General features: G+C 62.3%; 20 protein-coding genes and 5 pseudogenes. 16 read left to right on the forward strand and 9 right to left on the reverse strand.

All coding sequences use genetic code 11. From position 1 onward, the window contains the following. Nucleotides 1-192 precede the first annotated feature (192 nt). Nucleotides 193-1062 (reverse strand): soluble NSF attachment family protein, encoded by an 870-nt coding sequence (locus MB84_RS27100; protein WP_169835092.1) that lies wholly within the window; start codon nt 1060-1062, stop codon nt 193-195. After that, the gene (locus MB84_RS30650) at nt 1043-1642 is read right to left on the reverse strand and encodes a hypothetical protein (protein WP_169835093.1); all 600 of its coding nucleotides are present in this window, start codon (nt 1640-1642) and stop codon (nt 1043-1045) included. The genes MB84_RS27100 and MB84_RS30650 overlap by 20 nt, the downstream gene beginning before the upstream one ends. A 532-nt stretch (nt 1643-2174) precedes the next feature. Here MB84_RS30650 and MB84_RS31330 point away from each other — a divergent pair. Beyond that, nucleotides 2175-2503 (forward strand): annotated as a pseudogene (locus MB84_RS31330) (DDE-type integrase/transposase/recombinase); the annotation flags it as partial. A gap of 1172 nt (nt 2504-3675) precedes the next feature. Here the strand turns inward: MB84_RS31330 and MB84_RS27120 are convergent. Further along, nucleotides 3676-4065, reverse strand: coding sequence for a hypothetical protein (locus MB84_RS27120; RefSeq protein ID WP_157123077.1), 390 nt, complete (start codon nt 4063-4065; stop codon nt 3676-3678). Nucleotides 4066-4616: 551 nt separating this feature from the next. Between MB84_RS27120 and MB84_RS27125 the strand changes: the two genes are divergently transcribed. The 4 genes from MB84_RS27125 to MB84_RS27145 all read left to right on the forward strand — a co-directional run bounded on the left by MB84_RS27125 (nt 4617) and on the right by MB84_RS27145 (nt 8072). Further along, nucleotides 4617-4772 (forward strand): hypothetical protein, encoded by a 156-nt coding sequence (locus MB84_RS27125; RefSeq protein ID WP_157123079.1) that lies wholly within the window; start codon nt 4617-4619, stop codon nt 4770-4772. A 330-nt stretch (nt 4773-5102) separates the two neighbouring features. Further along, nucleotides 5103-5303: a DUF5993 family protein gene (locus MB84_RS27130; RefSeq protein ID WP_052654117.1), complete on the forward strand. Its 201-nt coding sequence runs from the start codon at nt 5103-5105 to the stop codon at nt 5301-5303. Between the two features lie 11 nt (nt 5304-5314). Further along, nucleotides 5315-5863, forward strand: coding sequence for a disulfide bond formation protein B (locus MB84_RS27135; RefSeq protein WP_052654119.1), 549 nt, complete (start codon nt 5315-5317; stop codon nt 5861-5863). Between the two features lie 1561 nt (nt 5864-7424). Then, nucleotides 7425-8072 carry a hypothetical protein gene (locus MB84_RS27145; protein WP_157123081.1) on the forward strand — a complete coding sequence of 216 codons (648 nt, stop codon included), beginning with the start codon at nt 7425-7427 and terminating at the stop codon, nt 8070-8072. Between the two features lie 830 nt (nt 8073-8902). Here MB84_RS27145 and MB84_RS31340 read toward each other — a convergent pair. Continuing rightward, nucleotides 8903-9016: pseudogene (locus MB84_RS31340) on the reverse strand (IS3 family transposase); the annotation flags it as partial. 823 nt (nt 9017-9839) lie between these two features. Between MB84_RS31340 and MB84_RS27155 the strand changes: the two are divergent. From MB84_RS27155 to MB84_RS27175, 4 genes are all read left to right on the forward strand, one after another. Next, nucleotides 9840-10988 (forward strand): hypothetical protein, encoded by a 1149-nt coding sequence (locus MB84_RS27155; RefSeq protein WP_052654129.1) that lies wholly within the window; start codon nt 9840-9842, stop codon nt 10986-10988. A 993-nt stretch (nt 10989-11981) separates the two neighbouring features. After that, nucleotides 11982-12359 carry a hypothetical protein gene (locus MB84_RS27165; RefSeq protein ID WP_157123083.1) on the forward strand — a complete coding sequence of 126 codons (378 nt, stop codon included), beginning with the start codon at nt 11982-11984 and terminating at the stop codon, nt 12357-12359. Between the two features lie 193 nt (nt 12360-12552). Then, on the forward strand, nt 12553-13626 hold the full coding sequence (locus MB84_RS27170; protein ID WP_157123085.1) for a hypothetical protein: 1074 nt from the start codon (nt 12553-12555) through the stop codon (nt 13624-13626). Nucleotides 13627-14062: 436 nt separating this feature from the next. Next, on the forward strand, nt 14063-15259 hold the full coding sequence (locus tag MB84_RS27175; protein WP_052654141.1) for a hypothetical protein: 1197 nt from the start codon (nt 14063-14065) through the stop codon (nt 15257-15259). A 425-nt stretch (nt 15260-15684) separates the two neighbouring features. Here the strand turns inward: MB84_RS27175 and MB84_RS31655 are convergent. The 3 genes and pseudogenes from MB84_RS31655 to MB84_RS27195 all read right to left on the reverse strand — a co-directional run. Continuing rightward, nucleotides 15685-16409 (reverse strand): annotated as a pseudogene (locus tag MB84_RS31655) (IS66 family transposase); the annotation flags it as partial. A 180-nt stretch (nt 16410-16589) separates the two neighbouring features. Further along, entirely contained in the window at nt 16590-17003 is a 414-nt protein-coding gene (locus MB84_RS27190) for a type II toxin-antitoxin system VapC family toxin (protein WP_052654150.1), read from the reverse strand. After that, on the reverse strand, nt 17000-17197 hold the full coding sequence (locus tag MB84_RS27195; protein ID WP_052654621.1) for a type II toxin-antitoxin system VapB family antitoxin: 198 nt from the start codon (nt 17195-17197) through the stop codon (nt 17000-17002). The genes MB84_RS27190 and MB84_RS27195 overlap by 4 nt, the downstream gene beginning before the upstream one ends. An 895-nt stretch (nt 17198-18092) precedes the next feature. Here MB84_RS27195 and MB84_RS30350 point away from each other — a divergent pair. Beyond that, on the forward strand, nt 18093-19355 hold the full coding sequence (locus MB84_RS30350) for a hypothetical protein (protein ID WP_157123087.1): 1263 nt from the start codon (nt 18093-18095) through the stop codon (nt 19353-19355). Between the two features lie 4 nt (nt 19356-19359). Here the strand turns inward: MB84_RS30350 and MB84_RS27205 are convergent, their stop codons facing one another. Beyond that, complete coding sequence (locus MB84_RS27205; RefSeq protein WP_245725603.1) at nt 19360-19701, reverse strand: hypothetical protein; 342 nt, start codon at nt 19699-19701, stop codon at nt 19360-19362. Between MB84_RS27205 and MB84_RS27215 the strand changes: the two are divergent. The 4 genes and pseudogenes from MB84_RS27215 (at nt 19700) to MB84_RS27230 (ending at nt 24800) form a co-directional block, all read left to right on the forward strand. Next, nucleotides 19700-20867 (forward strand): annotated as a pseudogene (locus tag MB84_RS27215) (IS3 family transposase). The gene MB84_RS27205 and the pseudogene MB84_RS27215 sit on opposite strands and share 2 nt — an antisense overlap. 388 nt (nt 20868-21255) lie before the next feature. Next, nucleotides 21256-23031 carry a tetratricopeptide repeat protein gene (locus MB84_RS27220; RefSeq protein WP_157123089.1) on the forward strand — a complete coding sequence of 592 codons (1776 nt, stop codon included), beginning with the start codon at nt 21256-21258 and terminating at the stop codon, nt 23029-23031. A 216-nt stretch (nt 23032-23247) separates the two neighbouring features. After that, nucleotides 23248-24458 (forward strand): annotated as a pseudogene (locus tag MB84_RS27225) (IS110 family RNA-guided transposase). Nucleotides 24459-24566: 108 nt separating this feature from the next. Next, on the forward strand, nt 24567-24800 hold the full coding sequence (locus MB84_RS27230) for a hypothetical protein (protein ID WP_052654161.1): 234 nt from the start codon (nt 24567-24569) through the stop codon (nt 24798-24800). 14 nt (nt 24801-24814) lie between these two features. On the opposite strand, the gene MB84_RS27235 is transcribed toward MB84_RS27230, so the two are convergent. Next, nucleotides 24815-25288: a hypothetical protein gene (locus tag MB84_RS27235; RefSeq protein ID WP_052654163.1), complete on the reverse strand. Its 474-nt coding sequence runs from the start codon at nt 25286-25288 to the stop codon at nt 24815-24817. A 211-nt stretch (nt 25289-25499) separates the two neighbouring features. Between MB84_RS27235 and MB84_RS27240 the strand changes: the two genes are divergently transcribed. Both MB84_RS27240 and MB84_RS27245 read left to right on the forward strand, forming a co-directional pair. Further along, nucleotides 25500-25772 (forward strand): type II toxin-antitoxin system TacA family antitoxin, encoded by a 273-nt coding sequence (locus MB84_RS27240; protein WP_052654165.1) that lies wholly within the window; start codon nt 25500-25502, stop codon nt 25770-25772. Continuing rightward, nucleotides 25769-26269 carry a GNAT family N-acetyltransferase gene (locus MB84_RS27245; protein WP_052654168.1) on the forward strand — a complete coding sequence of 167 codons (501 nt, stop codon included), beginning with the start codon at nt 25769-25771 and terminating at the stop codon, nt 26267-26269. Before MB84_RS27240 ends, MB84_RS27245 begins: the two co-directional genes overlap by 4 nt. Nucleotides 26270-26558: the final 289 nt, after the last annotated feature.

Here is a 26558-nt window from a genome sequence, read left to right on the forward strand (position 1 = left end):
CTGCTGCCAGCGCGCCGAACACGAGGAAGATGAACCGCCCGCCTTGCGTGGTGATGTCGATGGCCTCCGTAAGAGGTCGCGGTTCGCCAAGTCGATCGAGGTGCTGGCGGTCCGGAAATCGCCGAGCAGGTCAACTTCCGCGTCCGGGGCCCGAATCCAGCGCGAAGGGAGGGCGGCGTTCATACCATCTGTCTAGCCCGGGAGCATGAGCTCTGCACGCTCCAGCGGTTGCAGCGTTCGACCGGCCTGGCCACCGAGTGCGTAAGCGACCTTGGCCCTCTCGCGAGCGGCTTTCGCCTCGCCTTCCAGCCCCACTGCGTAGTACGCGTGGGAGGCCGCTTCTTCGGCCTGTCCGGCGCGCACAAACATCTTATCTTGCCGGTAAAGGTGCGCGGCCTCCTCGAAGGCTTTCGCGGCAAGCTCGTGCTCTCCCGCTAATGTAAGGCTTTGTGCGGCCCTCTCATTGGCCTTTGCAGCTTCGCGGAAATCACCCAGATTCAAGTAGGCAAGTGCGGCGTCCTTGTGCGCTTTTGCGGCCAGGGCGTGCTCACCCATGCCATGGTAGGCGGCGGCTTGCGCTTCGATGCCGACGGCGTGCGCCAGCGCCGGCTGGTTGGCCGATTCGTAGGCTTGCACGGCGTCGCGGAAGGCTTTTGCGGCCAACTCGAACAAACCCAGCTTCAAGTAGGCGTAGGCCGCAAGGCGCCAGACGACCGCCGCCTTAAATTTCCTCTTCGACTCCGAATAGGCACTGCCTGCCAGGCACCAGTTTTCCGCCGCCTCCCGATACCGACCCGCCACGTTATGAGGGATAGCGGCGTGATCGTAAGGGTCGGCGGCATCCTCAGGTCGCCCCTCCATCATGTACAGGTCTCCCGCCCGGCGCCAGTGATATACGCGTAGCGCGAGCTTCTCCTTCGGAGGGTCCTCAGCGTAAAGGTTATGGGCCACTGCCGCCTCGATGCGGGCCTGGCTCGCTTGATCAACCTTACATGCCAGCGTGGCGGCGAGTACGGCGTGTTCGAAGGCGTACGCCGCTAAATCAAACTGCTTCAGCCGCATGTGGGCGTGTGCCTGCTGCCGGTAGGCGTCTGAGGCCGCTATGGGGAAATTTAACTGCGCAAGGATTTGCGCGGCCATCTTGTAAGCGCGTGCAGCGTCTGCAAACAAACCTGCCTGAACGTAGCAATCTCCGGCCACCATAGAGGGCGTTACCTTGCGCGAACCACACAGGAGCCGCGAGATAATGCAGGTCGGCAGCCGCGAGGTGTTGCGCAAACGCCGACTCACGATGGTCGACGCCCACGGCTTGCAACAGTTCATCTTTCCCGGTAGGTGACAGACGGTTGCTCACCGTTGCCAGTGCGTCTGAGCGACTTTGCGCAATCGCCGGCCCACTCACGTGCCATTTATCGGCCAACGCATACAGCTTCAGGTTGACCAGGGCGGCCTTGGCCAAGTCAATATCGACCCGGTCAAAGAACTGCCCACAGAAGTCGTGCAACTCGTCGGAGAAGAAAAGGGCGCGACGGAGTTTGCCGAGTTCCCACGGATCACTCAAGTCAATTTCATCCGCACTTACGTCGATGGCCGGCGCACGCGGCCCCGGGCCGCGAACATTCGTGGAATGGGTGATCCCCATAGGAAGGTGCCTCTACTAATATTGGTGAGGTCTATCTATAGCACCGGCAGCCCCCCGCCGCATTCGCATTCCAGCCAAAATGCGCTCAATTGGGAATTGAAGACCGTATCCATGCAGAATGTCGCTTCCGTCGCAATAGGGGGAGTCAGGAAGACTCAGCGGTTTCACGCGCCGGGAACCCGGTCGATGAAGTGCGCTGCCAACCCACCGAAAAAGCCCCTGTCCGTAGGTATGGCCAGGGTCCTGAAGCATGTGCACGACCGGTTGGAGGTTATGGGGCCGAGCGTGCGCTGGCACGTAGCCTATCCGCTGCGCTCGAGCGAACTGGAGGACATGGTAGTCGAGCGAGGCGTGGTGGTGAACCCCTCGGCGATCCCTCGCCGGGTGAACAAGGTGTTGCCGGTTTTCGGACGCTGTCGCAATAAGGCCACCGCTGACAATGGAGGCCTCCCATTTCAGATTCGGCTCGAAATGTCGCGCCTGCGCAACCCTTGACGAATCAGACTGCGGCGCACGCATTCGGCAGTGGCCTCCAAATGTGCTGTCACGGCGATTCGACGGCTAGGGGGCAAATCAAGCGTGGACGACGGAGATCACGTATCTGCCCACCGCCCGGGGCTGGTTTGGCCGCTGGTATGGATCTCGGCAGCCGGCGCATCGTCGGTTGGTCGATGTCTGAGCACATCGATACCGAGCTTGTCTGCCACGCATTGCGCTCGGCGTATTGGCAGCTAGGCAGCGCCGTCCCAACGCCGGGTTGATTCTACATTCCGACCGCGGCAGTCCCAATACGCAAGCTGGCGCTACCGGGAATTGGCAGGTCAATATCGAATGACGATGTCCCTGGGTCGGCGCGCCAACGAGCAGGGTCCACGCTTTACCCGCCGCTTTCGCCGCCTCGCCGATCTGCACGAACAGCTCGGGGAGGTCATTTTCCAGCGCTCCGCTGTCCGCTACCCCCACTTCAGGGTCGACCGCTATCGAAAGATCTCCGTATTGGAGCTTGAAGGCGGAGGCAAAGGATCGCAGCGCCCGCAGCGCCTCGTGCGCTTTCGCCTTCCCGTTGGCGACGACCGACAACTTGCGCAATACCTGATGCATGCGGGGTCACAATTGTTCACCCAGCGATTTATTCTCCGGTGCCTCAATCATAGAAGTGACATGACCCCGGTCTGTCACAAGTTTCTCGACCGCATTGAGCCGCACGGTTTTGCCACACCCCGCAAGCTCAAAAACATTTGCGAACGGCCTGGCTTACCCAGCAGCACGCGTTCGATGGCGATGCGCGCGTCCTCGATGATGGTTGTCCGGCCGGCGAGTTCGGGGGCTGACTGCCGGCCCCCGGTGAGAAAGGGTTCCGAACAGGATCCATGATCGTCGTTTTCTATAAAGATATAGCGACGTATATCGTCACGTTAATATACATGCCTATACTTTCCTAGTTTTACGTAGAGTTCGCTCAACACCTCTCGTCCGAATCGGCGCCGGCAGGACCCGCTCGCGCAACCGCCGTCGCCAGATCGACCTGGCACAGTTGGTCGCCATTGCCGACCGTGCAGAGGCGGCCCTCGCGCAACTACAAGACGACCTTGTGGAACCGTTCCCGCGCAAAGCCGCGCCGATGGTCACCGGTTCCCGCCTTGCCGAGATTTGCAGGATCGATCGTACCCGGGTTCAGTACCTCTGCACGCGCGGCAACACCAACGGCGAATACCCTGCGGCCATGTGGTGGGAAACAACCGCAGCCGTGAGTTTTCGCTTGCGGACGCCCAGCAGTTCATTCGCCTCGTCGGTACATATATGCGACGCCCCGAAGGGTGCCGCTAAGGTATAAGAACTGAAGGAAGGGGAGGATGCCAAACTCCTGCATGCTTCCTCACGCGCGACGTCCTGCTCGAGCGTGCGGCCCTGCCCTGCCTTCGCCGCCCGTCCATGGTCGCGATGCTCAGTGCTTTGCAGAAGAATTCAAAAAAACTGTACATATAAACGGTGTTTACCCATCTTAGCTACTGCCGCACACCGGACGCACTGGCTCATGTCATGCCGGCGGCCTCGAGCTCCCCCGACGAAGCCATGGCCACGATGGCCCCTGACGCGGCGTAAGGCCGCGAGCCTAGCGGCATCCCTTCGGGCGAAACGAACTCGTGCACCCTCTTGGCAAACCGAATCACGCCGCCACTGCCCCACTTGAACGATTTTCCACGTAGTGCCTCACGGGTCGTCACGGCCATGTTTGGGCGGCTGCACGGCGTTTCGGCGCGCTTGAAGGAAGGCACACCAGCGCCTTCACCGCTCGTTTCAGCGGCCAATTCGCCAGCGCAAGCTTTTGCGACGAGATCGGCGCAGGCTTCGTAAGGCCGTGAGCCGAGGAACCGGTTCTTTATCGAGTGGAACTCCACCATCAGGTCGGCAAAGCGGACCACGCATTGAGCGCGAGTGCACGCGGTTCAGGTGTTCGCTCGATAGCGGCCCGGGCGCGCCCGCGGACAATCGCGGCAAGATGTGCACGACGGCCGGTTGCGGCAAGCGAGAAGGCGGCGCTTTTGCGAAAGCCAAGTGTCGTTTCTGGAAGTTACCGCCGCCTTGTCATTAGGTCGTATTCCTTCACGATCGAAGCCTCGACCCGGCGACACCGAAATCGGTGCCGAAGGGGCGAGAAGCTCAGGCGCCAACGCGGCATTTGCAAAGCGGCGGCGACACCGTGCGCGACCTCGGACGACACGGCGACGCCAAGGCGGGCCACTGGCGCGGCGGGCTCCGGCCCGCACTTGTTTGCCGCCGTGCGCGCGGGTGTCGAAGACGATCGTGCTGAGCGATCGGCGCTCGTCGACGGCTACACAGGCGGCGCCCGCGGCACTTGGGCGGGGACGTCGGGCGCAGCCCCGCTCACCGGCGCATGGCGTTGGGCCTTAATGCCGCGACGAGACGGAGGCCGATCGCGGCGCTCGACCAGGCGTTGCTCCAGCACCTGGGCGTGACGAAGACCGGGGGCGCGGGGGACGGCGGTACGCCCCTCGCACTCGCCAGCCAGACGTTCCGGTCGCTACGCTCGCGCCTGGGCGCAGAGATTCGCTTCGCGTTGCCGGTGTCTGTGGCGGACGCGTTGCGCGAGCGTCTGCAGCCGACGTGACATCACGAGCTCCTTGACGGTGCGAGGTCGCGCGCGTCAACGCGCAGCGCCCGATTTCGCGAGGGAGGCACGAGTATGGCTATTCAGTAACGCATCGTCATCGCCCATCGCTTGCTTACCCGCGATGGCCTTGGTGGCGGAGAACGATCTCATATCCGACGCGATGACACGCTTGTCCCTCGCGACAACCCTGACCCGACGGAGGCGGGCACTAGGCACGTTTCAGATGACAGGTTGCTTTTTCGATCACGCGATGTGCGCGCTTCAGTGTTGTGTGGGGGCCATCAAGTGACGATATTGCTTTCCAAACAAAAACCCCCGTCGATTCTCATGCGAAACGCAATCGATGACGGGCTCAGATCAGGGTATTCAAAAATGATGGCTTTGCCGTTTTTGATTTTCTTCGTCAGCGTGGTGGCGATCTTACGCGACAGAAACGTTGTGGCGCTGTATGCCGGAGGACTGGCTATTGCTTCGACATTAGTGCTTTTCTTTTGCCACGCGACCAGTGCTCTGGGGCTAAACTTTTGACGAGGTGCGGTATGTCCCGAAATTTCTCTCAGACCTTCAATGTCGCCGCACTCGTGCTTATCAGTGTGGCACTCGTCGGTGCCTTCTTCGAACAATTTGTAAAGCACGAACTGCCGTGCCCGCTTTGTCTTTTGCAACGCGCCGCGTTTATCGGCGTGGGGATTGGTTTGGCGATGAACATACGGTTCGGCGCCAAACCCTCGCACTACGTGATAGCCCTGGTTGCGACAGCGATCGGGCTAGTCATTTCCGGTCGTCAGACGTTGCTTCATGTCGCTCCCGGCGCCGATCCTTATGGCAGTGCGCTCTGGGGACTACATTTGTATGTCTGGTCGTTTCTGCTCTTCGTCGCAATCGGCGCGGCGATTGTACTGATGCTGATATCGGAGTGGGCGCATCAATCCTCTGGCGCGCCGATGTTGCGTCTGCCCGTCGTGGTGTCGGTAGGTCTTATCGCCTTATTGAGCTTGCTGGCGCTGAGCAACGGGATCGCGACGGTATTTGAATGCGGGTCGGGAATGTGTCCAGACGATCCCATCGATTGGTTGATTCCCGGATAGCCATGCATCCGTGCTGCCGGGCGGCAACCGCGGCTCGGTAGCGCATTCCAGTGGCTTGGCCCGGTTGCGTGGGTGCGTGGAAAGCCTCGGTATTAAGCGTGGCGGGGCTGATTGCGAGCCTGCGCAGACGGTACAGGCAGAGGCGGCTTCGCTCGTTCGGACAGTTTTCTGAGATTTTTCAGTGGCACGTCCGAGGCAATTATGTGTATTAGCTGGGACTTGACCTGACAGGTGGTCGGACGGATTACGCGGCGACGGCGACTGAATGAGCAATGCGTTTCCGCTTGGCGATCGAGACAGAGTCGAGGAAAGTCTGCATGGGCGTCTTGCCATCGCACCGTCGACCTTGATGCGCTCGCCGCGTGGTGGACTCGTCAAGCGGTGGTCGAGGTCGGAACTGCAGTGCGGCGGCGCCGTCGTGGCTGGCGTAGATTTTCTTGCGAAGGCGACGCGATAGAACGCGTTGAGCCTCGCCTTGTGCGACCGCTCGACGATGCCGTTGGTCCGGGCGACCGGACACGAGTGCGGGTGGGGTCGATGTTCTCCACCGCCGGCCGGCGCTCATACGCGTGAGCCGCGAAGTGACCGCAATAGTCGGTGCCACGATCGGTCACGATGCGCATCAGCGGGATGCCGTGGCTATCGACGAAGGGCGCAACGCGGTGGTTGAGCCGATCGGCCGCCGTCCGTGGCGGCTTGCGATCGTAGCGCTTGGCGAACGCGAGCGTCGCGTCGGTCTCGACGAACGTCTGCCGTCAGACCCGGCCCACCCCCTTTGCGCGTGCCGACGCAGAAGGTGTTGCGAGCGCCGCGGTCGCGGCGACACGCTGACTCGCATGCGCCGTGCGTTGCTTTCTCACGCTTGACCCGCTCGCGCGAGGTGAGGCGAGGCGAGTCGGGTCCGGGTGAGCACCGGCCCTTGGTGCGCGGAGTCGGCCTCCAACGCCGTCAGGCGTTTGCTGATGGTTGCGAGGTCGTGACGTCGCCGGATGCCGCGCACGCCCCGGGGCGAGACGTGCAACGCATGGCGTTTGAGCACCTCATGGGCGAAGCGAATCGGGCCGTAGGCGGGCAACGCCGGGGGTGACCATCACATTACGAAAAATGGTACGTGTGCGAGACGGCGTCGCGCCGGTGACCGTCTCGACTCGCAAGGGCGCCTGAGGCTCCGTGTTGCCCCCCGCGACAGCCTACCGCGGCGCGAGGGCCTGGAAAAGAGCGGCGGAGCCGGGCGCAGAGGCCACGGGCTCGCCGGTCAGACGCCTCGAAGATTCAGGTGTTCACCTGAGTTCGGCCGGGCCGAGGATACCGACAATGTCCGCACGACAGGGTCTCGGCCGCGGCGTCGACACCGAAAATACGGCGCTTTTTCGTACGCGCCGCGCGTCGCGCTGCGGTGGCGTGGTTCGGGTATCCCCGTAAAGCACCGCGCCCAGTACCTCGAAATCGCCCCCTCGCGCGGCTTTTGAATCAAATCCTTAAAAAAACACCCATGTCAGGCTCAGGAATTGAGACAGGCTTCCGCCGGCTAAATACAGCCGGCCCGTCACCGATTGACACATTGTTCCTCGCTAAAATTGAACTTGAGAATCGAACCGACGCCGAAGTTGCCAAGCAAATGGAGACGCTGTATTTTGCGCCGCCTGCGGGTCACGTGCCGATCGCGCTGACCGTAGGGGAGGAAGCGTGGGACACGGTGGCTGGTAACGATCCGAAATTCCAAAGCGATCCGGGGGGCGCCCTGCTGCGCCAGATGATCGCAAAAATTCAAGACGCCTTAATGACCCGTAATCGGGAACCGGCGGATATCGCGTACCTCAAGGCGCGCGATATCGCGCGGCATTTGGGAAACGAAGCGTTCCTGAAGGCGAACCACGTGCTGGCCACGCACAATGGCCCGCACAACGAGCGTCGGCAGGCCATCAACGTGAGCATCGATGGCAACAAAGTCCGCATTCACACGACGACGACGTTCAAAGAGCCGAGGACGGAGGTCGTGGACGTGACGAAGGAGTTCACGAGTACGGACAGTGGCCTTGAGTTACGGGTTATTCACGCCGCGGTGCGCGTGGCTGCGCCGTCTGAGCCGTCTGAGCCGTTGGGTAACTCATCAGTCGAAGATATGCGCAAGCGATTCGGCATGCCGACTCCGCATGGTTCGCCACTCACTGCGACCACTCTCCGGTCAATCGACTGTGCCGTGTGGTGAGCGTTTCGCGCAGCGGCGACTGTCACCGGCGGGTACGCGCACCGAGCCGCAGGGCATAGCGAGGTGCGCGGTGGGATCGCCCAATCGCGGCACGGCACGCGCAGGGGGTCTCACAACCCGTGCCGAGCGCGCGCGCCGCAGTCTGTTTCGTCAAGGGCTGCGGCCGGCGTTCCCGCGAGCATGGAAGATAACCACGGACCCGGTGCACCGCTTACCCGCGGCCTTCCCAATCCGCTAGCCCGTCGATTCGACGGCCGGGGGCAAAATAAGCCCGGCCGACGAATATCACGTATCCGCCTACTGCCCGGGGCGCGTGACATCCGGCCGCTGTTTTGAATCCCGGCAGCCGACGCGTCGTCGGTAGGTCGATGGCCGAGCCGATCGATACCGAGCTTGTCTGCAACGCATTGGCAACGCGTTGGGCGCGGCGTATTGGCGGCGCCGTCCCCACGCCGGGTTGCCGTTACCTTCCGATCGCGGCAGTCAGCAGGTCAGCCGGCGCTATCGGGAATGGGCAGGTCCATAGCGAATGACGCGGTCCCTGCGTCGGCGCGCCAACGCATGGCACAACGCCCCGTGGGAAAGCGGCTTCAACGCATTGAAAGTCGCGCAAACCCGCGGTCTCGGTACGAAACACGAGCCCAGGCGCGACTGGATGCGATGAACCGGATCCGAAGCTTTCACCGTCGCCCACCTATCCGTTCGTCGATCGGGCACCGCACGCCGTCCGATGACGAAGCGATATTGCAAGCGGCGTGCGTTGCTGTACGTGATGACGCAGCGAGGTCATCAAAACATTGACTTGCTGTCCAGGGCCGTCCCTATATGTCGAACGTGGCTTCCGAACCACCCGTTTCCCGGCACACTTTTGCCACCGTGGTACCGACCTCGGCCTGCTTCAGCGCGAACGCAATCCGCCCATCGGTGCACTGCGACCTTTTCATTGCAAATCCCCCTGCCCGACAGGGCTTCACATTTGCCAGAAATTTCTAATTTCAGGTGTGACCGTTTCTCGGGAGAAGCCCACCCCCGTGGGTCGGAAAACATTGGACGGATTTTGGGTCACGCCGGGAATTCACGCCATTGAGCCAAGCGCGCCGTGCGCCCCTTGCGAAAGCGCGGCGCGCGCGGCCAACGGCGTTTGAGGGCGAAGGGGTGCCGAAACAGGCCCGAAGCTCGAGAGCAAGGTCTGCGTGCGCGCCGGGGCGTGAAAGCCTTCATACGCCGCTCGCGCTCAAGCGTCGGCGGACGGCGGTTGTGCGCGCGGCGGTTGGCCCGGGCTGCCGCTTTGATGAACCCATGCGTCCCAATGCCCGGCGCCGGGAGCCCGGCTTTCGCCGACGCATACCTGCGCAGTGGATCGATCACGATCGTGTGAGGCGACCCGGTTCGAGCACAGCACCCGCGTGAAGGCGCGCCGGGTGCCCGCCTTGTCGCGCCGCGCCTGCAGCGGGAGGTCGAGTGGCGCGCCAAAGCACGTATGACTCACCGCGCAGGCGCGTGAACCTCGCGTCGCGGCGCCAAGCGTCGCTCCACGCTCGAATCGCAACGCTTCGATGTCGCACAGGCTGTGCTGACATCGGAAGTCCCAATGCACACCGCATGGCCGATGATCGACGCCGCGAAACGGTGGCCGTGATAGAGTGATTCCGCTTTGCTCATCGCTTCATCGTATGCCAACACCCCGCCAACGTGACCGTGCCCCCGGCACGCTACCGCAAGAACGCTGCCATGGTTAATGACGTCGGAAATCACGCGCCCCCCCCCTTGGCGCAGACCCAGTACCGCGCGTCCGTGTCACCGGACCCCGTCGTTGTTAATGCAGCGTTCACGCACGCCCTCCGCGACTTTCTGCGCAACATTCCAAGATTCTTAAACGATTTTGATGCGATCGGCGGCAGTGGCGCGGGTCATACCGCATTGACCGACTGTCTGCACCACATCGAGCACGTGGAGACAAAGTGCAGACTCGGGCCGGTGGAGCGCCCCGAGATCCTGGTTGATTTGGCTCAAGCGGCGCAGTTCTTGGATGTTGCGAAACAAGAAGTCATCGATCAACTCCCCACGCTGGTGCCGGGTTTTGTGGAAAAGTTGTTTGCGGACTTCGGCCTGCTATTTGGGTTGATCGCCGCGGCGGCGCTCTTATGCGCGGCACCGTCTTGGGCGCTCGCCGCGGGGGGGCTGTTGCTCGCCGGCTTCTATGGGCAGGGCTGGGCGATGGAGCGCGAAGACGCGCGCGAACGCCTTGTTGAAAGATACGCGCCTCAGTTGGACATGATCCGGTCGGCGACGGTTCGCGCGGAGAGCGCCTATACCATTGCCTACCTCAAGGCGCGTGTGTCCGGAGTTGCCGCTGCGCGCTATGAGGCGTTACTGGCGTCACCGCGGCGCATCCCCGCCAACGATGCGTTAAGCGGCACCGCGTCGTTGCCCCAGATGCACTTGAGGGCGGATACGAATGGAAGTCCCCTTGACGGGATTCTCCTGGAGATCCAGACGGGCGCGATATCGATTCCTGACGAGCAAGCCAGAGCGCTGCTGTGCCAACTGCTTGACGCGGAAGCGCTGGCTCAACAGCAAGGCTCGGCGGCGGGCGATCAAGAGAACGCGCTGATTGCGGAGAACTTCCTCAGACTGCTACAGTCCTTGAAATTTCGCTTGCCCGCCATGCAATTGATTTTGGAGGGGAACGCAGGCGAAAAAAGAATTTGGACGAGGGGCGCGGCGCTCAATCGACTCCTACGCGAGCATACGCAGGCGCCCATCGATATCGATGAGCCGCCCCCCTCGACGCGCGACGCGCTACTCCAAGACACCGAGCTTGCGAAAGCGCGGCTTTGCGCGCCCCTGCCCTCGGCGCGGGACGCGCAGCAGGACGTGGAGACGGGGAACGACGCGTCGCGCCACGCCTCATGAAGCAGGCTGACACGGGCGTGCGCGCGTCCGAATTCGCCCTCGAGCCCCCTTCCGCGACGCGCGTGACACCACCAAGAAGTCCCTCCGAATAAATCCATTCCGCCGCGCGCCGAGGTGATGCAAGCTTCGTCTGAACGCGCTTAACGCGACATGGCCCTGACGTTTTTTTCATGTCGCTTTCTCTCGCCTCGACCAAATAAGCTGACCATACCCGTCCATACCCGTCGAAGACACGGTCAGCGGCACGAGGGCGGACCGCCCCGGTTTGTCCCAGACACTCGCAATGCCCCGCCAGGCGGACGCCCCGATCTTCGGGACGCCGGATCGTTTGGACCCCGTCGCGTCGCCTTGGTCGCGAGCGGCACCAGCCAGGCCTGCGGCGCAAGAGCGTGACCGACTCCACCGGCACCGGCACACCCTCCGGTTGCTTCTTTGTCCACGCCATGGCTATCCGGCCGAGACGGACCGGCGCCGATCGTCGCGCCAACCCGCGCCGGATTTGACGCAGCCAAGCAGCGTGCCGCATGGGCGGCCGCAAGTCCACGTTGCTTGACCGGCAGGTTGAGTCAGCCAAGACGCTGCCGGCCAACGGCGTTCCCCCCGAGGATGCGGCCAAGAACCTCGGTGCGCCCGGGGCGACGCTGTCGCGCCGGGCACCCGCCTCGGCACACGCTTGAACGCCCCGTCACCGTCCTCGGCCGGTGCGCACTTCGTCACCCGGAGGGGCCAGGACGCGACCGGACAGCGGGGTTCGCGGGTGCCGCGGCGACGAAGGCGACGGCGGCGACGAAGGCGACGGCGGCGACGGCGGCGACTGCGAGGCCCCACGTTGTTCGGCGGCCCGTCCTGTTCGGTTCGACCACCGCGAGAAACCCACGCCCATCGAACGCGCTCATGTAGCTCGCCCGGGGGTCCATGCGAACGACCGCGTGATCTCAGGTGTACGCCCGATGATCCGGTTGGCCCCGCGCGCCACAATGACGTACGCGCCTCTTGCGCCGCATCCCCCGCGTCGCGGCCGGGGCCAGGGTCAGCACCGAGACAAAAGATATGACGAAGCTAACTTTTGAAGCGATCAAGCAGATGACGTACGAGGACCTCGAAGCGATCGGGGATCCCATGGACCTGACCGGCATCGGGTTCATCTCGCCGATGCTCGTCGCCTATGCCGTGCGCACAGGGCAACTTCATTCGCGTTATGCCGGGATCGCCCTGCCGGAGCTTCTGAACGCGATCAACAACGCGACGACCATGATTGCCTCCTGCCCCGACGCCATACGCAACGCTTGCAGTGAACAGCGCGATGTCATGGTGGATGCGTATCTCGATCGCCTTCAGCAGCACATCCGCGCCGCGCTGCGTCCACACTAACCGGTGCGGGCAAGTCGGTGCGCAGGCGCGGCCCTGCCTCGGCGATACGCGTCGAGACCGTGAGGGGCCACGCGCCGTGCGCGCGGCTCGCGCGCACGCAACGTTAAGGAGTCTTTCAGCCATGTCGATCGACTGTGTCCCGCCCGCATCGCACGGGCGCCGCACCGCGTGCGCACCCGCGCCGAGCGGCGGAATGACTCACGCGCTCAGCGAGGCACGGAACACGCTTTGGCGCGAACTCGGAAAGCTCAGGCCCGGGTTATCGCGTTTCGCACGCGAGCTCGCAACGCTGGAAGAGCCGAGCGAATGCCGCGCGAGCGTCGAGCGTCTGAATTCCCTGTGCAAACCATCCCCCGCCAACGCCGACCGGCTCATTGACGCGCTTGCCCATGCAGCGGCCTCGTTAGCGCGGGCACAAGACGAAGCGCTCAGCCGCAAAGCGCGGCTCAAGCCGGGCCTGCATGTCGAGCTGCTCGAAGAGCTCGGGGCGCTCCTGGGCCTGCTTGCCAGCGTGGCCGTGTGCGCGTGGGTGCCGCAGTGGACGGGGCCGTCCAGCGCCACACCGCTGCTGACCAAGCTCTGGGCGGCAAGCGTCTTTCTGGCGGGAGGGGCGGCACAGCTGTGGGCCACGGCTCGCGCGGGGGCGTACCGGCGAGCGGACAAGCTCGCGCGTCAACTGCACGTCGCGAGAGCGGCGATACTTCACGCCGAAGCGCTCCATACGCTCGCAAGCCTGAGCACGGGGTTGTCGGTTCGGGCACAGCGTTTTTACGCCGCGCTGCTCGCGGAGGCACCGCCCCCGTGCGACGCTCGCGCGGCACGCGACCGGCGCCATGCGCCAGCGACGACGTGCCTGTGTGCGGCGAGCGACAAAAGTACGCTTTGCACCGTGTTGCTCGGAATTCGGGCCACGGTCATCTCTTTGCCCGATGAGCAAGCCCGAAACGAGTTACGCCGTCTGCTCGAAGCGGAGGCGCGCGCGGCCGATCCCGGCGAGCCCGCACAGACGAGTGTTCACACCGACGCCGAGGTGCCACCCTTTGGGCAACTGAAACAGTACCTGTTTTTCCGCCGAGCCATCACGACGCTGCAATGGAGCGGGCCGGTATGTCAGAACCGGTTGACGTTGGACCCGATATTCGACGCGTTCCTGCGTCAGCGGATGCATGTCTGTGGCGTGCCCGAGGACCGCCTGAGGACTGCCCGAGGACTGCCCGAAGTCGGCCCGCGACATGCCGGCGCACCGTGGATGCCGCCGCACCCCTGAATTGACCTGGAACCGAGGCCTGGGTGGGGTACGCCGAAGCCGAAGTCCGCTACCGTTGACCGAAGACACACGCGGCGGGGCGAACCGCGCTGCGAGCGCCGGGCGCCCGGCGCGAGCCCCCCGTCGGAATCCGCCGGAACCGGCCCCCGAACCCCCGCGTCGCGCAGGACCGTCGGGCGAGTACACGGCGCGTCAGGCCGATGCCGGGTTTTCAGCATTCCCGCGGTGCCCACATCGTCCCGGGCGACATCCCGGCCCCGCACCTGAACGCACACGGGGCGCACACGGGGCGCAAGCTTGCCCCCAAGGCACGCCGTGCGTGCCCTGCCAAGCAATTTTATTCGATGGCTGCGCCCCCCCCACGCGCCCCCTTGACTTCGCTTCGACGTCACTTCGGTGTCACGACACTCGCCCTTTTTTACGTCAGGTTTGACATATGAGCTCTTTCAAAATCACCACAAAACACTGGCTGGGTTACTTAAAACCCCCGGCTGACGATGACACTGACAAGCCCAACAATCAGCAAAGCCAGACGCTCGTTAAGGAACATGAGAAACAGCCAAGCGTGGAGCCATCGAACGCGGTTCTCGAACCCATTAGCCTCACGAGGCCTCACGTCGGCTCGGCGCTTCGTACGTCGTCCGACGCTGACAGAAAAAATCTGTATCGCTTGAGCAAATTAAGAAAATTGGATGTATTTGATGTGCACATTCTCGCGCATGGGCATGTTTTTGCCCAAAAAAAGACTGTGGCCAAACTGGTTTTCTTGGGAAACACGAAGCACCCCTTATATAGCTTAGGTGCCACTTTGCCAGGCTGCGGCCTCACGCTTAGGCACCTCAAGGAAATTTCCACATTAATGGACAAACATAAGCACAGCCTGAAACAGCTGGCTCTAATAATGCCAAAAAGTGGCTTTGGAAATTTTTTTGTTAATGCCGACTTAAGTCAATACAGCGAATCCGCGACCAAACTCACATCCCTTTTCAATGCCCTGGTTCTTTTAAGAAATTTAAAGTCACTCACGCTAAATATTAATGCATCAGCGTTTCTTGAATTTGACCAGACGCTGACCTCACTCGCCAAAACTGTGCGGCACCTGCCTAAACTGCGTGAGCTTTCTCTCGGCATATCCCTCAATATTTTCCGCGACGCGGAGATGAGGGAGCTTTTTTATAATTTGATTTATCAAGATGAGCTCGAATCACTCGCCCTGAACATTTCGCGGAGCTATAGAATCGCAGACAGGACATTGTGGGACGCCTGGGCTAACGTAAGCGAAATAAGGTCACTTAAAAATCTGACGATCGATATCTCGCAAATTCACCGCGTCGACGATAAGGTAATTGCCCATCTCGGCTGGGCTTTGTTGGACTTAAAAGAACTTAAAGAATTAAATTTGAAAATAAATTCCACTCACTGCACCACCGAGAGTATCGTTATTTTGCTACGCACCGCACGTGAACTGGAGCACCTGGAGCGATTAACCATTCATGCCGCAGGCTGTCAAAAAATTGACAAGAAACGCACCACGGCGCTCTTCACGGAGTTCGCCGAAGGGCGGCGCGTAGTGGCAACTGTCAGTTTCAAAGGTGACAAGCCGGAATTCGGACTCAAAGGCCCCCATGAATGACCGGGCGCAACCGTGTAAATTTGCCCGCGCAACGAAATATGCGGGCACCTCGCCCCCCCTGCGCAGGCATGAGGTCGGGATCGGCGGCAGGCGGCATCGCGCCTGGCGTCACCCCGTCGCCGGTGAACGCCCTACACGCGACTGACGGTCTGCCCGGCGCGTCTTGCGCCTTGACCGGTCGCGCGGCGCACCGTTGCGCGCCGTCCTGCGGTACGGCATCTCCGAGGGGTTCCGGTCACGCACGCAGCGCCACAGCAAAGGTGATGCGGGCGCTTTGGGTGTCAGCCTTTCGAGCCGGTCCTGCAAGGTCAGACTCACGCCTGGCGAAAAAAGTCGCCGCTACGCAAGCGTCCCTGCAACATAAGCACTCGATGGGTACCGGGGATCGGGTTGTTGACGCACCGGACAAGGGTGGTGGGCGACCGGGGCTCGATCTTGGCGGTGTCAGGCAGTGGCTGCGCCACGTTCCCTGGCGGCACCCCGTCGAGCCGATCGGCCGGGTGATCGGCCGGGTGATCGGCAATGCGCTCAAGCACATAGGCGAGGTACGCTTGCGGGTTAATGCCGTTCAAGCGCGCCGTGCCGAGCAGGCTTTACACAGCCGCAGCACGCTCACCGCCCGAGGCGGCGCCGGCAACCGGGTCATTGCGGCGGCCAATCGCCACGCCGCGCAGCGCACGCTCGGCCATCAGGTTATCGATCTGCGCCCGCCCGTCCTCGCAGTCATACGCGGGCGCGGGCCGGCGGTTCAGGGCGTACGGAATCGCGCGGACGGTGTCGGACTTTGCGCAGAGTGTTGGCGGCACGGGTGCGTACCACTGCCGTAACGCTTCGAGCCGAGGTACGGCCCGTACCCGTCGCACTTGCCGCCGCACTTGCCGTCGCTCGTCCGCCGGTTTGCCCCGGATTTCGGCTTCTATGCGAGATATGGCTCGCCGAGGCGGCGCAGCGCTTCTTATGTAATGGCGTTGGAACATACCGTATGCAGCTCGCACGTCTTGCGTCGCGCGTGCGCCATGCACGCCGCTTCGCGGATGCTGCCGTGCTCAAAGAGCGGCGCGTCACCGGCAAACGCATCGGCTTGCCGCACCCCGCCAAAGCTTGCCGGATGTCGCTGCGGGTGCTCACCCCGTCGATCGGGCGTGCAAGCAACCGCGTTTGCCTAACTGCCCGGACACCCGCATAAATATGGGTGGCGAAGCGAGGGGGATTCGAGCCGCCGACAGGCCATTAAGCGCGGGCGGGGGCGCGGAGCCCGGTGTCGCAAAGGATGCCCGGCAAGCGTGTTTAACGACTCCCGGCATGGTGCCATTGCAGCAAGCCTATGAATTTAAAGACCACTGATTCCACGAATAGCAGGCCAACGCACAGCCTGATGCAGGATGTTGGCCGCCAACGAAAGCCGCGCCGCTGTCGCGGCCAGACGCGTGTCTCTGGTCCATAAAGCCGCCCCCGGCGTTAAACGCGTCGCGGCCAGCAGATGCACGTCCACGTAGCCAATCCCGCATCCAAAGAGGGTTTGCTCACCCACGAAGCGCTGCACCTCTTCGTGCGTGGCCACGGTCACGCGAGGCAGATCCCCCAGCGTTGAAATCACAAGCTCACGGTTCTTCAAGCTTCCGAGAGCAAGTTCACCGATGACGTACGGATGCACCAGCACTCGTCCGGTCTCAAGCAACCGGACGAGTGCCGCATCACCCGCGCGCAAGTGATCAATCCACACTGACGTGTCGACCAGAATCATGCAGGCTGCGTTTGGCGTCGAGGAATGTCACCAAGGTCAGCCTCGGTTCCCCCCAAACGCGCCAAGCGGCGGGCGCTTTCACGCTCGATCAACGCCTTGAGTGCCTCGCGGATCAGCGCCGATTTTTCCTGCAAGCCGGTGAAGGCTTGAGCCTTCGCCAAAAGATCATCATCAAGCGCCAAAGTCGTCCGCATGGTTCGCCCCGTTAACAGTCCAACGGCACGATTATAGCATCGAATGATGTTTAATTTCGTGCCCATCGATCCGCGCATCTCGTCGTCCAACGTCGCGTTCCCCATTCCAAACGAGAAGAGGCGAAGCTCCCGACCTCCCTCCCAACCACCCTACATGCGACGGTATGTAAGCCTCAGAAGAAGCGTCCCTATTGAGGCTGTTGATGTGCAACGATGCCTGGCGGTTCAAGACCGGTTCGGCATATTTCGTCACCTGCTGACACTCGGCCGCACGGTGGCAAGCACGGTGTTGCACGACTTAGGCGTTTTGCAACGCGATACGCTCGAGCAGAAGCGCCCGGTGTGCGTCCGCGTGTGCGTCCGTGAAAGGGGTCCTCGCCAAGGTCCCTTTTCGACGACCCTGTTGATGACGAAATCGGTAGGTTAACGCTCACTTCCGAAAGAAAAACACATTTTTACAGAGTAAAAGCCATTTATGGTCGTCGGCGTGCCTACCTTCCCCAGGACGAATATGTGGTTCCGCGCTTCCTCTTCCTTTTGACATCCCAGTGTGCGGGGACGAACGTTCGCCACGTACGCCACGTGGCACGCGCACGAACCCGCCGCGATGTGCTCGCCATCGAGCGCCCCACTGATGCGTCGCTTTGCGGCGGAAACAATCAGCGCGACCCGTACTGTGTCCATAAGAGCCTGCGGGGGAGTCGTCCTGCTGCTCGTGTTCGGCGTGTATTTATCTCAGTTGCGCCTTCGCAAGGCGATGACGCTACTCCCTTAGCGATTATGACTGTCAGCATTTCATACCCAAGCAAGGACGGCCATCCGTAATAGGGTCCCCATTCACCGGTACTTATTTTTCCGGAGTTGAACTATGCAGGTATCGTTAGTGAGTTACAGCATGACCATTGACGAATGGGGCGCCGGTGAGTTGGCGGCCAAGGTGAACGATAAACACTGTGCCCCTCTGGACTTGCCCCACGGCGTCGGGATCAATGACGTGGCGCAAGAAAAGAATCTATACATTAATAGTCTCGATGTCTCATTCAATAGTCTAACCTACGACCCAGACTTACCCTTGAGCGCGCAAGGACTTGACCCTTCTTTCACATGTGGATTCAAGCGGCCATTGCATCGTTTACGAGTCCAATTTCGAGGCGTAGAAATTTCTCAAAATCACCTCAGTGAATTAGCAAAATTCATACGACGCAACAAGAATTCTATTAAAAGCATAGAAGTCAGCGTGCTGGATAGCACACCCCAAAACCTCGACGCACGGATCATTAAACCACTGATTAAGGCGATAGAAGAAATAAAAGATTTGCATGCTTTTGTGCTTAATCTAAATTCGTCGCGCTTCAATCGGCAGCACACAAACTTTGAATCACTAAGGTCTTTGGGAAATGCTTTACGATGCCTTCCCATGCTTGAATATCTAGCGGTCGGCGTAGATACCAATAGTTTTTCTCAAAGATCATTTGATAGACTATTTTATAATTTATCATACACACCAAAACTAAAATCGGTTGTCTTTGATTTCCAGAACAGCTGGGGAATTGGCTGCGGTGATTTCTGCAAATATATGGCCGATTTGCAAAAATTGCCTTGCTTGGAGGAATTGACTCTCTATCTTGGCGACAATCTTCACGTCAACGATAAGGTAATTGATTTTTTATGCGCTTCTTTGCGTCATCTGCCCAAGCTAAGAATGTTGAGCATAGACATTGATCGCACCGATTGCACCATCGAAAGTTTCGAGGAAATAGCCACGACTGTGCATTCGTTGCAAAACGTATCACTTGAGATTTCAGCTGTGCGAGATGAAATACGCATAGCAAATCGCGGAGCAGAGGACGAAGCAACGCCCGCAGAAAAGGAAGCGGCCAAGGAAGTGGCCAAAGTCATCGAAGCAGCCAGCGGTCCAATCGATGAGATCCCGGATACCGTCGGAAAGTTTCGGCCTACGAAGCGGCCCGTCCCGAATTTGAACGATCCCGTCAAGGACTTGAACGATCCCGTCCAGGATTGGAGCGGCCCCGTCGGTTGGATCGATAGCACCGGCATGAGGAGAAAACTCGACAGATACTCCCTCGATCATTGGCGCGACGGTGTCGAAACCTCGACGCGCCGTCGTGACCAAATAGTGTTCAATCGCCTTGCATAGCGGTTCACACGTCCGCTTTACCAGTCACTTTCCACGTCTGAAAAGCTTTGTCTCGTTTCATGGGTTGGATGAGTATGCGCTCGATAATGAAATTGAGCGAAATCTCCACCTCGTTCATTTCCTGATAGTCGCGCTGATAGTCGCGCTGATAGTCGCGTAACTCGGTAGGTACCGCTTGCGGTAGGTTCATCTGGCGCTTGGCCTTTTCCGGCTCACGCTTGACGATCGGGAGCATCAGGCGGGGCGACGAGCTACGCGGTGACTTCTGTGTCCTGGAGGGTTTGTGAGATCGGTCGGAAAAAGGGGAAGCCAACGTTTCGTACAATGACGAGACGGAGAGCACCATGCATCGAATTCCCAAAGCGAGCTATACCCCGGCGTTTCGTGCAGAAGCAGTCAAGCTGGCGCACGAGGTGGGCAGCAGCGCGGCGGCCGGGCGGCTGTCAATCTCGATCAAGACGCCGGCGAACCGGCAACGCTCGGACAAGGCCGCGGACCTCGCGAAGATCGGCAGCACACAACGTCCGAAGACTGAGGCCGAGTCAGCGCTGAGCCGCGTCAAGCGCGAGCTCGCAGAAGTCAAGATGGCGCGTGATCTGTAAAAAAATTTGCGGCCTACTTCGCCAGGAAGTCGCGATGAAGTACGCCACGATTGAACAGGTGCGACCCCGCTATCCGGTGCCGACACTGTGTCGCCTGCCGAGTGGCTCGGACAGCGGATACCACGCTTGGCGGGGGCGTCAACCTTCGAGGCGAGCGCAGGCAGAGCCCCGGCCGGCAACCGAAATAAGAGCCGCTCACCGTCGCACGCGTGAAACGTTCGGTCCCGAGCGGCGGCAAAGTGAATTGGCCGGGCGCGGTTCCCGGGTTGATGTGCATCGCATCACACGTCTCCGGAGTCAACCGGGCCTGCGTTGCCGGCAAAAGCGCAAGTGCAAGGCGACGACAAACTCGCGCCATGCTTTGCCGGTGGCACCCAACCTGTCGGTGCAATCGTGCAGCGTTCAGGCCCCCAATCGGGTTTGATGCGGTGACATCACCTGTATCGCCACTGACGAAGGCGGGCTCTATCTGGCCGGACCCAAAGACCTATGGAGCGGTGAAATTGTGGGGTGGGCGATGAGCGATCGCATGGCCAAACAGCTCGTCATGCAGGCGTTATTGCGGGCGACAAGCGCACACCGGCCGCCGGCCGGGCTGATCCAACACACCGACAGAGGGAGCCAATATTGCTCCCACGATTATCAGCAGCTGCTCGGGCAATTCCAGATGCAGGCATCGATGAGGCGCAAAGGCAATTGTTACGATAACGCCCCAATCGAATCGTTCTGGGGCACGTAAAAAACCGAGCCGGCGAATAACGCCCGTTTCGCCCCGCGAGCGCAAGCCCGACAAACGATCACTGCGTACATCGAACTGTTCTGCAATCGACAACGCATTCGGGCCCGGCGCGATGATGTATCGCCTGCGGCATACACCGCCCGATACTTCTCCGACGAAATCACCGCCTGATATCCCCATCCGTTGGCATACACGGATTCCGTCCGACTCAAACAAACCTCGCGCGCTGCGCCTCGTACGCCGGTGGTGCGGGTTCGGGCGCCCCTTGGCCAAAGAAATCGAGCCCGGTGGTGACCTGCGGAGCGCGCACGACGTGATGCATTTGCATGCGCTTTTACGTCGGTCATCCACGCGGCGTCGGCATCGCTTGCCACTGGACTTCCCGATGTCGAATCGCCTCCCGGCCTTCGAGCACGCGGGGTGAAGCGGCGCACCGGTCATGACTTCAGGTGTCCACCTGAGTTCCGCCCCCGGCGCCCCCTCCTACGCTAACGCTTTTGTGGGCGGCCCCATGCCGCCCGGCACCGGCCGTCGCCGAGGCCTGCTCGAGGAGCTCCTTATGTTGAAGAAGGTCGCCAATCCCGGCACCGCGCCGGTTGACCAGCTTATGCCCATCAACGCCCCCGTCGGCGACCCCGACGCGATGCCGGTCATCCCCCCCGACCTGCAGGACGTCCAGGCGCTGATCGAGACGCGTGAGGCGCTCCTCCGGGTGCCCGCGCTGCATAACTTGCGCGACGCGAACTTTGACGGCACGGACCCCGAGGGGGACCTCATCGGCCTTGTCGAGCTCATGCTCCACGCGCACTTCGATGACGGGCACCCGCTTGGCACGGCGTTGGCGCCGCGCGAGACCGCGCTGATGAGCCTGGCGCGCCATCTTTCGCCCACCGGCGCGGAGGCGCTGCGGCGAAGCCTCGACCCCACCGCGCCGCCCAACGGGTTTGGCACGCACCTTAAGGAAGAGGACCGGTGGCATCTGGATGGCGCGGTGTGGTACCAAGACGCGAAGGCCTGCCTGGCGCGCGGCGAGCACGCACAGGCCGCCATCTGCTTCGAGGCCGCCGCGAAGCGCTTCGCGCATGTGCCGGGTAAGGAAACGTGGGTGGCCCACCTCCATCGCCACGCCGGGGACGCACACGCGCAGGCCGATAACCGTGTGGCCGCCGTCGTCGGATTCATTGCGGCCAGCAAGCTTGAGCTCGCGTATGCGCTCGCCCTCACCGCACGCGTGCCGCCCCAACCCAGCGACGCGGCGGCAGCCCTGGACGCCGTGACGCGGGCCACCTGCGATTTGGCGGTAGCGGCCGCCTTCTATCGAGCGTTGGAGCTGCCCAAGTTGGCCCTCGTCGTTGGCGCAGTCTCCGCCTCGGCCTTCGTGGATTTGGGGTTGTGCCCACAGGCCGCAGCCCTCCTCGACGAGATCTCCGACATCTGGGCCGACGTCGCAAAGATACAGTGTCAGGCCAATCAGTTCACGCTGGCCGAGGCCGCCGTCGAGCAGGCCGTGCGTGCCGCCCACAGCGCCGCGCTCGCCCATTGGGTGACGCCCGATCACCCGGCCGCCGGGCATAGCTTGGTGAAGGTGTGCGACTACGAGGCGGCCGCCGAGCTCTTCAGGTTGGAAGGCGATCACGGCAGTGCCGGCCTGTGCTACCTGGCCATCGGACAGCACTGCGAGGCCGCCGTGGCGGCGCATCGGGGCGCGGCGCGGCCCGAGCAGGCCGACGCGGAGGCCCAGAGAGCTTTGGCGTTCTACGCGCTGGCCCGCAGCGAATTGGCCAAGGCGAGCGAAGACCCCGTCAACGCGCCTCGGTACGCCGAGGCGGCCGCCATGCTCTTCACGATAGAAGGCGATCACGGCAGTGCCGGCCTGTGCTACCTGGAAATCGGACAGCGCTGCGAGGCCGCCGTGGCAGCGCATCGGGGCGCAGGGCGGCCCGAGCAGGCCGGCGCGGAGGCCCGGAGAGCTTTGGCGTTCTACGCGCTGGCCCGCAGCGAATTGGCCAAGGCGAGCGAAGACCCCGTCAACGCGCCTCGGTACGCCGAGGCGGCCGCCGAGCTCTTCACGATAGAAGGCGATCACGGCAGTGCCGGCCTGTGCTACCTGGCCGTCGGACAGCGCTGCGAGGCCGCCGTGGCAGAGCATCGGGGCGCGGGGCGGCCCGAGCAGGCCGGCGCGGAGGCCCAGAAAGCTTTGGCGTTCTACGCGCTGGCCCGCAGCGAATTGGCCAAGGCTCGCGAAGACCCCGTCGACGCGCCTCGGTACGCCGAGGCGGCCGCCGTCGCTCAGAGGTACTTCGAGTCCTTACTGCTCTCGTGGCAAGCGCCATGACCCCGGCGACCCGGTGACCGTCCCCGCCGCCACGCCTGGCGGGCGCTTAGCGCCCCCCGGGCCGCCCGGAGACGCCGGCGGCGCCATCGTGACGGTAAGCTCAGGTCGGTTGGTTGACAACGAGCCAAGGCGCCATGGCGGATCCGGCGCAGGAAGCAACGCCCCTTACGCCACCATGGTTTTTTGCAGGCCCACTCACTGCTTGGGCAAACTGCAATGCAAAACGCTTCATTTCCCCTTCATGGCGCCGTCGATGTCTTCATCGGCGTCGACGTCGGCAAAGGCCATCACCCTGCCGTCGCCCTCGATCGCACCGGCCGCCGCCTCTACAACAAGGCTCTGCCGAACGACGAGGCCCAACTGCGCGCTCTCATCAATGAGCTCAAGACGCACGGCCGGCTTCTGTTTGTCGTCGATCAGCCCGCCCCCCTCGGCGCTCTGCCACTGGCCGTGGCCCGTGACGCCGGTGCACTCGTCGCTGACTTGCCAAGTCTGGCCATGCGTCGCATCGCCGATCTGCAGGCCGGCGAAGCCCAGACTGACGCGCGCGACGCCGCAGTCATCGCCGAAGCCGCGCGCGCCATGCCACATACCTTGCGCTCGCTGCGTCTGGCCGATGAGCCGCTCGCCGAGCGGACGATGCCGTGCGGCTTCGACGACGATTTGGCCGAGCAGGTCAATCACACCGGCGACCGCATTCGCGGCCTGCTCACACAGTTTCATCCCGCGCCTGAGCACGTGCTCGGGCCTCGCCTGGGTCACCCTGCCGTACTCGATTTAATTGAGCGATCTCCATCGCTGGCAGCACTGGCCCGCGCGGGGCGGAAAACTCTCGCCAATCGCCTGATCAAGCTCGCACCACGCAGCGGCAAAAACCTCGCCGCCGCGATCTCGCAAGCGCTTACCGAGCAAACCGTGGTCGTGCCCGGCACCCCCGCCGCCACGCTGGTGAAGCCGCGTCCAGCCCAACAACTCGCCGCGCTGCGAAAGCAACGCGACGAGATTGCTGCCGAAGTCGAGCGTTTGGTACAAAGCCACCCTCTTTGGCCGGTCCTGAGTAGCATGCCGGGAGTCGGCCTCAGGAGCGCTGCACGACTCCTCACCGAGGTGGCACACAAAGCCTTTGTCTCGGCCGCCCACCTGGCTGCGTACGCCGGGCTTGCGCCGGTGACCCGGCGCTCGGGCTCCTCGATTCGCGGCGAGCCCCCTCTCGGCGGGGTAACAGAGTGCTAAAACGCGCCTTGTTTCTCTCAGCATTTGCGGCGTTGCGAGACCCGATCTCGCGCGCTTATTACAGCCGCAAAATCCAGCAGGGCAAACGCCACAACCAAGCACTGATCGCGCCGGCTCGCCGGCGCTGCGACGTGCTTTTTGCCATGCTGCGCGACGGAACTTTTTATCAACCCAAGACTGCCCCTGGTGCTTGACGAACCACATAGGGGCACCCCCTAACGGGCGATCATTACTTCGCGTGATACTTATTTACTGACACCGGCACGCGTTGCCGTCGTATTCCCCCCGTCACGAGCTGCCCCATGCGCAAGCCTGCCCCGCCTCCTGTCTTCGTCTATGGGCTCAATCGTGCCGACATGCCCGTATGGGTGCCCGGCGCGGTCGTACCTCACGGCGTTTTTCTCTGGCCGCAGGTCACGGGATCGGTTGAGCGCGGGGCGTGGCAGGACTTCACGCGAACGAACGTCGGCACGCTGCTACTCAGCGCACCAGCGTTGCGGGCGATGGGCAGCGGCCGGACGGCCGGGGCAGCGTAGGGCCGGGCAGGCGGTCACGCTTGGCCGATGCAGCCGCGCCCGTAGCGTCGCTCCATTGCTTCGAGCACCGCCGGCGCTTCCTTAGCGTTGGTAATCGGCGGGTGATCGAATCCGGCGTTACATTCCGGTTCGTCCGGCGTTGTGTGGCCGTGGCGGCGGAACGCGGCCGCGCCGTGGGCGCTCATGTAGATATCAGTGGCGCGCCGGCCGGGGGACGTGGGTGTGTGCTGTGTCGCCATCCATAAAAGCGTTTCATGCACGGCGAGTCGGCCCGAATCGGCGGCCGTTGCCGGTTCCTGCGCGAACGCTTGGGCGAACGTCGGCCATTCCAGCGCGCGGCCGGTGGCCGGGTTCGTGATGGGGGCACGGCACCGGCTCGGCGGCACGCCCAAACGCAGCAGGCCCGTGACCGTGGCGCGGTCTTCGTCGGTCGGGGCGTAGGCTTGGCCGCGAGGGCGGCGCGTGTGCTTTGGCTTCTCGTCACGCATGACTCCGTCTCCCGATGGTGTGTCACTGCGCTCGCGGCCGACAACGTTTCTCTGTACGGAAAATTGCCGTATAATCTTAATCGTTGTACGGATGACCTCCGTATGATCTTTGCCGGGCGAGCGTCTTCGTGGCTCGGCATCGCCAATCACTCCTATCCCCCAAAGTACACGTAGCCAAGTATCCGAACCCCAGTACCCAGAGGCCAAAAGCATGAACGCAACCGCCCGATTTGAGGCTCGAATCCCGACCGAAGTCCGCGCCCTGCTTGAGCAGGCGGCAGACATTCAAGGTCGCTCGATGTCCGATTTCGCTATCGCCGCGATTTGGGAAGCCGCAACCAAGGTGATCGAGCAAACCAATCTCGTTCGCCTTTCGGTGGCCGACCAACATCGTTTTTTTAACGCGCTTCTCTCGCCCGCCGAACCGGCCCCGGCGCTGATGCGAGGCGCGAAGAAGTACCGGCAATTACAGGCGGATGAATGACGCAATTTCGCTTTGTCGCGCTTACCCCGAGCATGGGCCGCACGCCCTTTACGTGTGGCAAACCGGCTTTAGATACATATCTCAAGCAACACGTCTCGCAGGATGTGAAGCGCGACCTTGCGAAATGCTTTGTAGCCCTTGCCCCTGATGACAGTATCGCGGGTTTCTACACCCTGTCGGCGGCCAGTGTTCCGCTTGACGACTTACCCGCCGCGCTCGTCAACAAACTGCCCCGCGACCCGGTGCCGGTGGCGCTCATGGGCCGTCTTGCCGTGCACACGGCACATGCCGGGCACGGGCTGGGCGTATCGCTGATTTTCGACGCCGCCGCTCGCGTGATGGCCTCAGATATTGGCATGCTCGCGCTGATGGTTGACGCCACAGACGACGACGCGAAACGCTTCTATGAACACCTCGGTTTCGTCCCCTTGACGGACAAACCGCACACGCTCGTTATCGCTCTGTCCGTGCTGCGCAAAGCACTCGGCAAGCCGTAAGCACTACCGACGCCGGCGGGCGAAGCGCAGCAGGTCGGCCCCCTTCGGTGCAATCCAGTACCCACGAGCACGCGCCCCCCAGCGCCAAGCGCGGCGGCCTGATGGCGTTCGGCATCCGGCACGCGCAGTAGCGTATCGCGGGGTGCCGGGTGGGGCGGTGGATCGCCCGGCAAATCGACGGCGAGCGGACGGGGCACAGGGCAACCTTCCATGATGGGATAAAGAAGTTGCGTTCTCGCGCCGGCTACCTCCCTTTCTCAGAATCAACTAAAAGCGCATCTGTCAGCGC

Origin of the sequence: Pandoraea oxalativorans, from assembly GCF_000972785.3 — a bacterium.
In the GTDB taxonomy this organism is placed as follows: Bacteria; Pseudomonadota; Gammaproteobacteria; order Burkholderiales; family Burkholderiaceae; genus Pandoraea; species Pandoraea oxalativorans.

Coding starts and splice junctions, on each gene's coding strand:
- MB84_RS27230 (WP_052654161.1), top strand. CDS start 24,567: ATGCGCAAGCCTGCCCCGCCTCCTGTCTTCGTCTATGGGCTCAATCGT.
- MB84_RS27205 (WP_245725603.1), bottom strand. CDS start 19,701: ATGGTGCTCTCCGTCTCGTCATTGTACGAAACGTTGGCTTCCCCTTTT.
- MB84_RS27170 (WP_157123085.1), top strand. CDS start 12,553: ATGACTCACGCGCTCAGCGAGGCACGGAACACGCTTTGGCGCGAACTC.
- MB84_RS27175 (WP_052654141.1), top strand. CDS start 14,063: ATGAGCTCTTTCAAAATCACCACAAAACACTGGCTGGGTTACTTAAAA.
- MB84_RS30650 (WP_169835093.1), bottom strand. CDS start 1,642: ATGGGGATCACCCATTCCACGAATGTTCGCGGCCCGGGGCCGCGTGCG.
- MB84_RS30350 (WP_157123087.1), top strand. CDS start 18,093: ATGACCATTGACGAATGGGGCGCCGGTGAGTTGGCGGCCAAGGTGAAC.
- MB84_RS27195 (WP_052654621.1), bottom strand. CDS start 17,197: ATGCGGACGACTTTGGCGCTTGATGATGATCTTTTGGCGAAGGCTCAA.
- MB84_RS27220 (WP_157123089.1), top strand. CDS start 21,256: ATGTTGAAGAAGGTCGCCAATCCCGGCACCGCGCCGGTTGACCAGCTT.
- MB84_RS27135 (WP_052654119.1), top strand. CDS start 5,315: ATGTCCCGAAATTTCTCTCAGACCTTCAATGTCGCCGCACTCGTGCTT.
- MB84_RS27100 (WP_169835092.1), bottom strand. CDS start 1,062: ATGCGGCTGAAGCAGTTTGATTTAGCGGCGTACGCCTTCGAACACGCC.
- MB84_RS27190 (WP_052654150.1), bottom strand. CDS start 17,003: ATGATTCTGGTCGACACGTCAGTGTGGATTGATCACTTGCGCGCGGGT.
- MB84_RS27235 (WP_052654163.1), bottom strand. CDS start 25,288: ATGCGTGACGAGAAGCCAAAGCACACGCGCCGCCCTCGCGGCCAAGCC.
- MB84_RS27245 (WP_052654168.1), top strand. CDS start 25,769: ATGACGCAATTTCGCTTTGTCGCGCTTACCCCGAGCATGGGCCGCACG.
- MB84_RS27240 (WP_052654165.1), top strand. CDS start 25,500: ATGAACGCAACCGCCCGATTTGAGGCTCGAATCCCGACCGAAGTCCGC.
- MB84_RS27130 (WP_052654117.1), top strand. CDS start 5,103: ATGCGAAACGCAATCGATGACGGGCTCAGATCAGGGTATTCAAAAATG.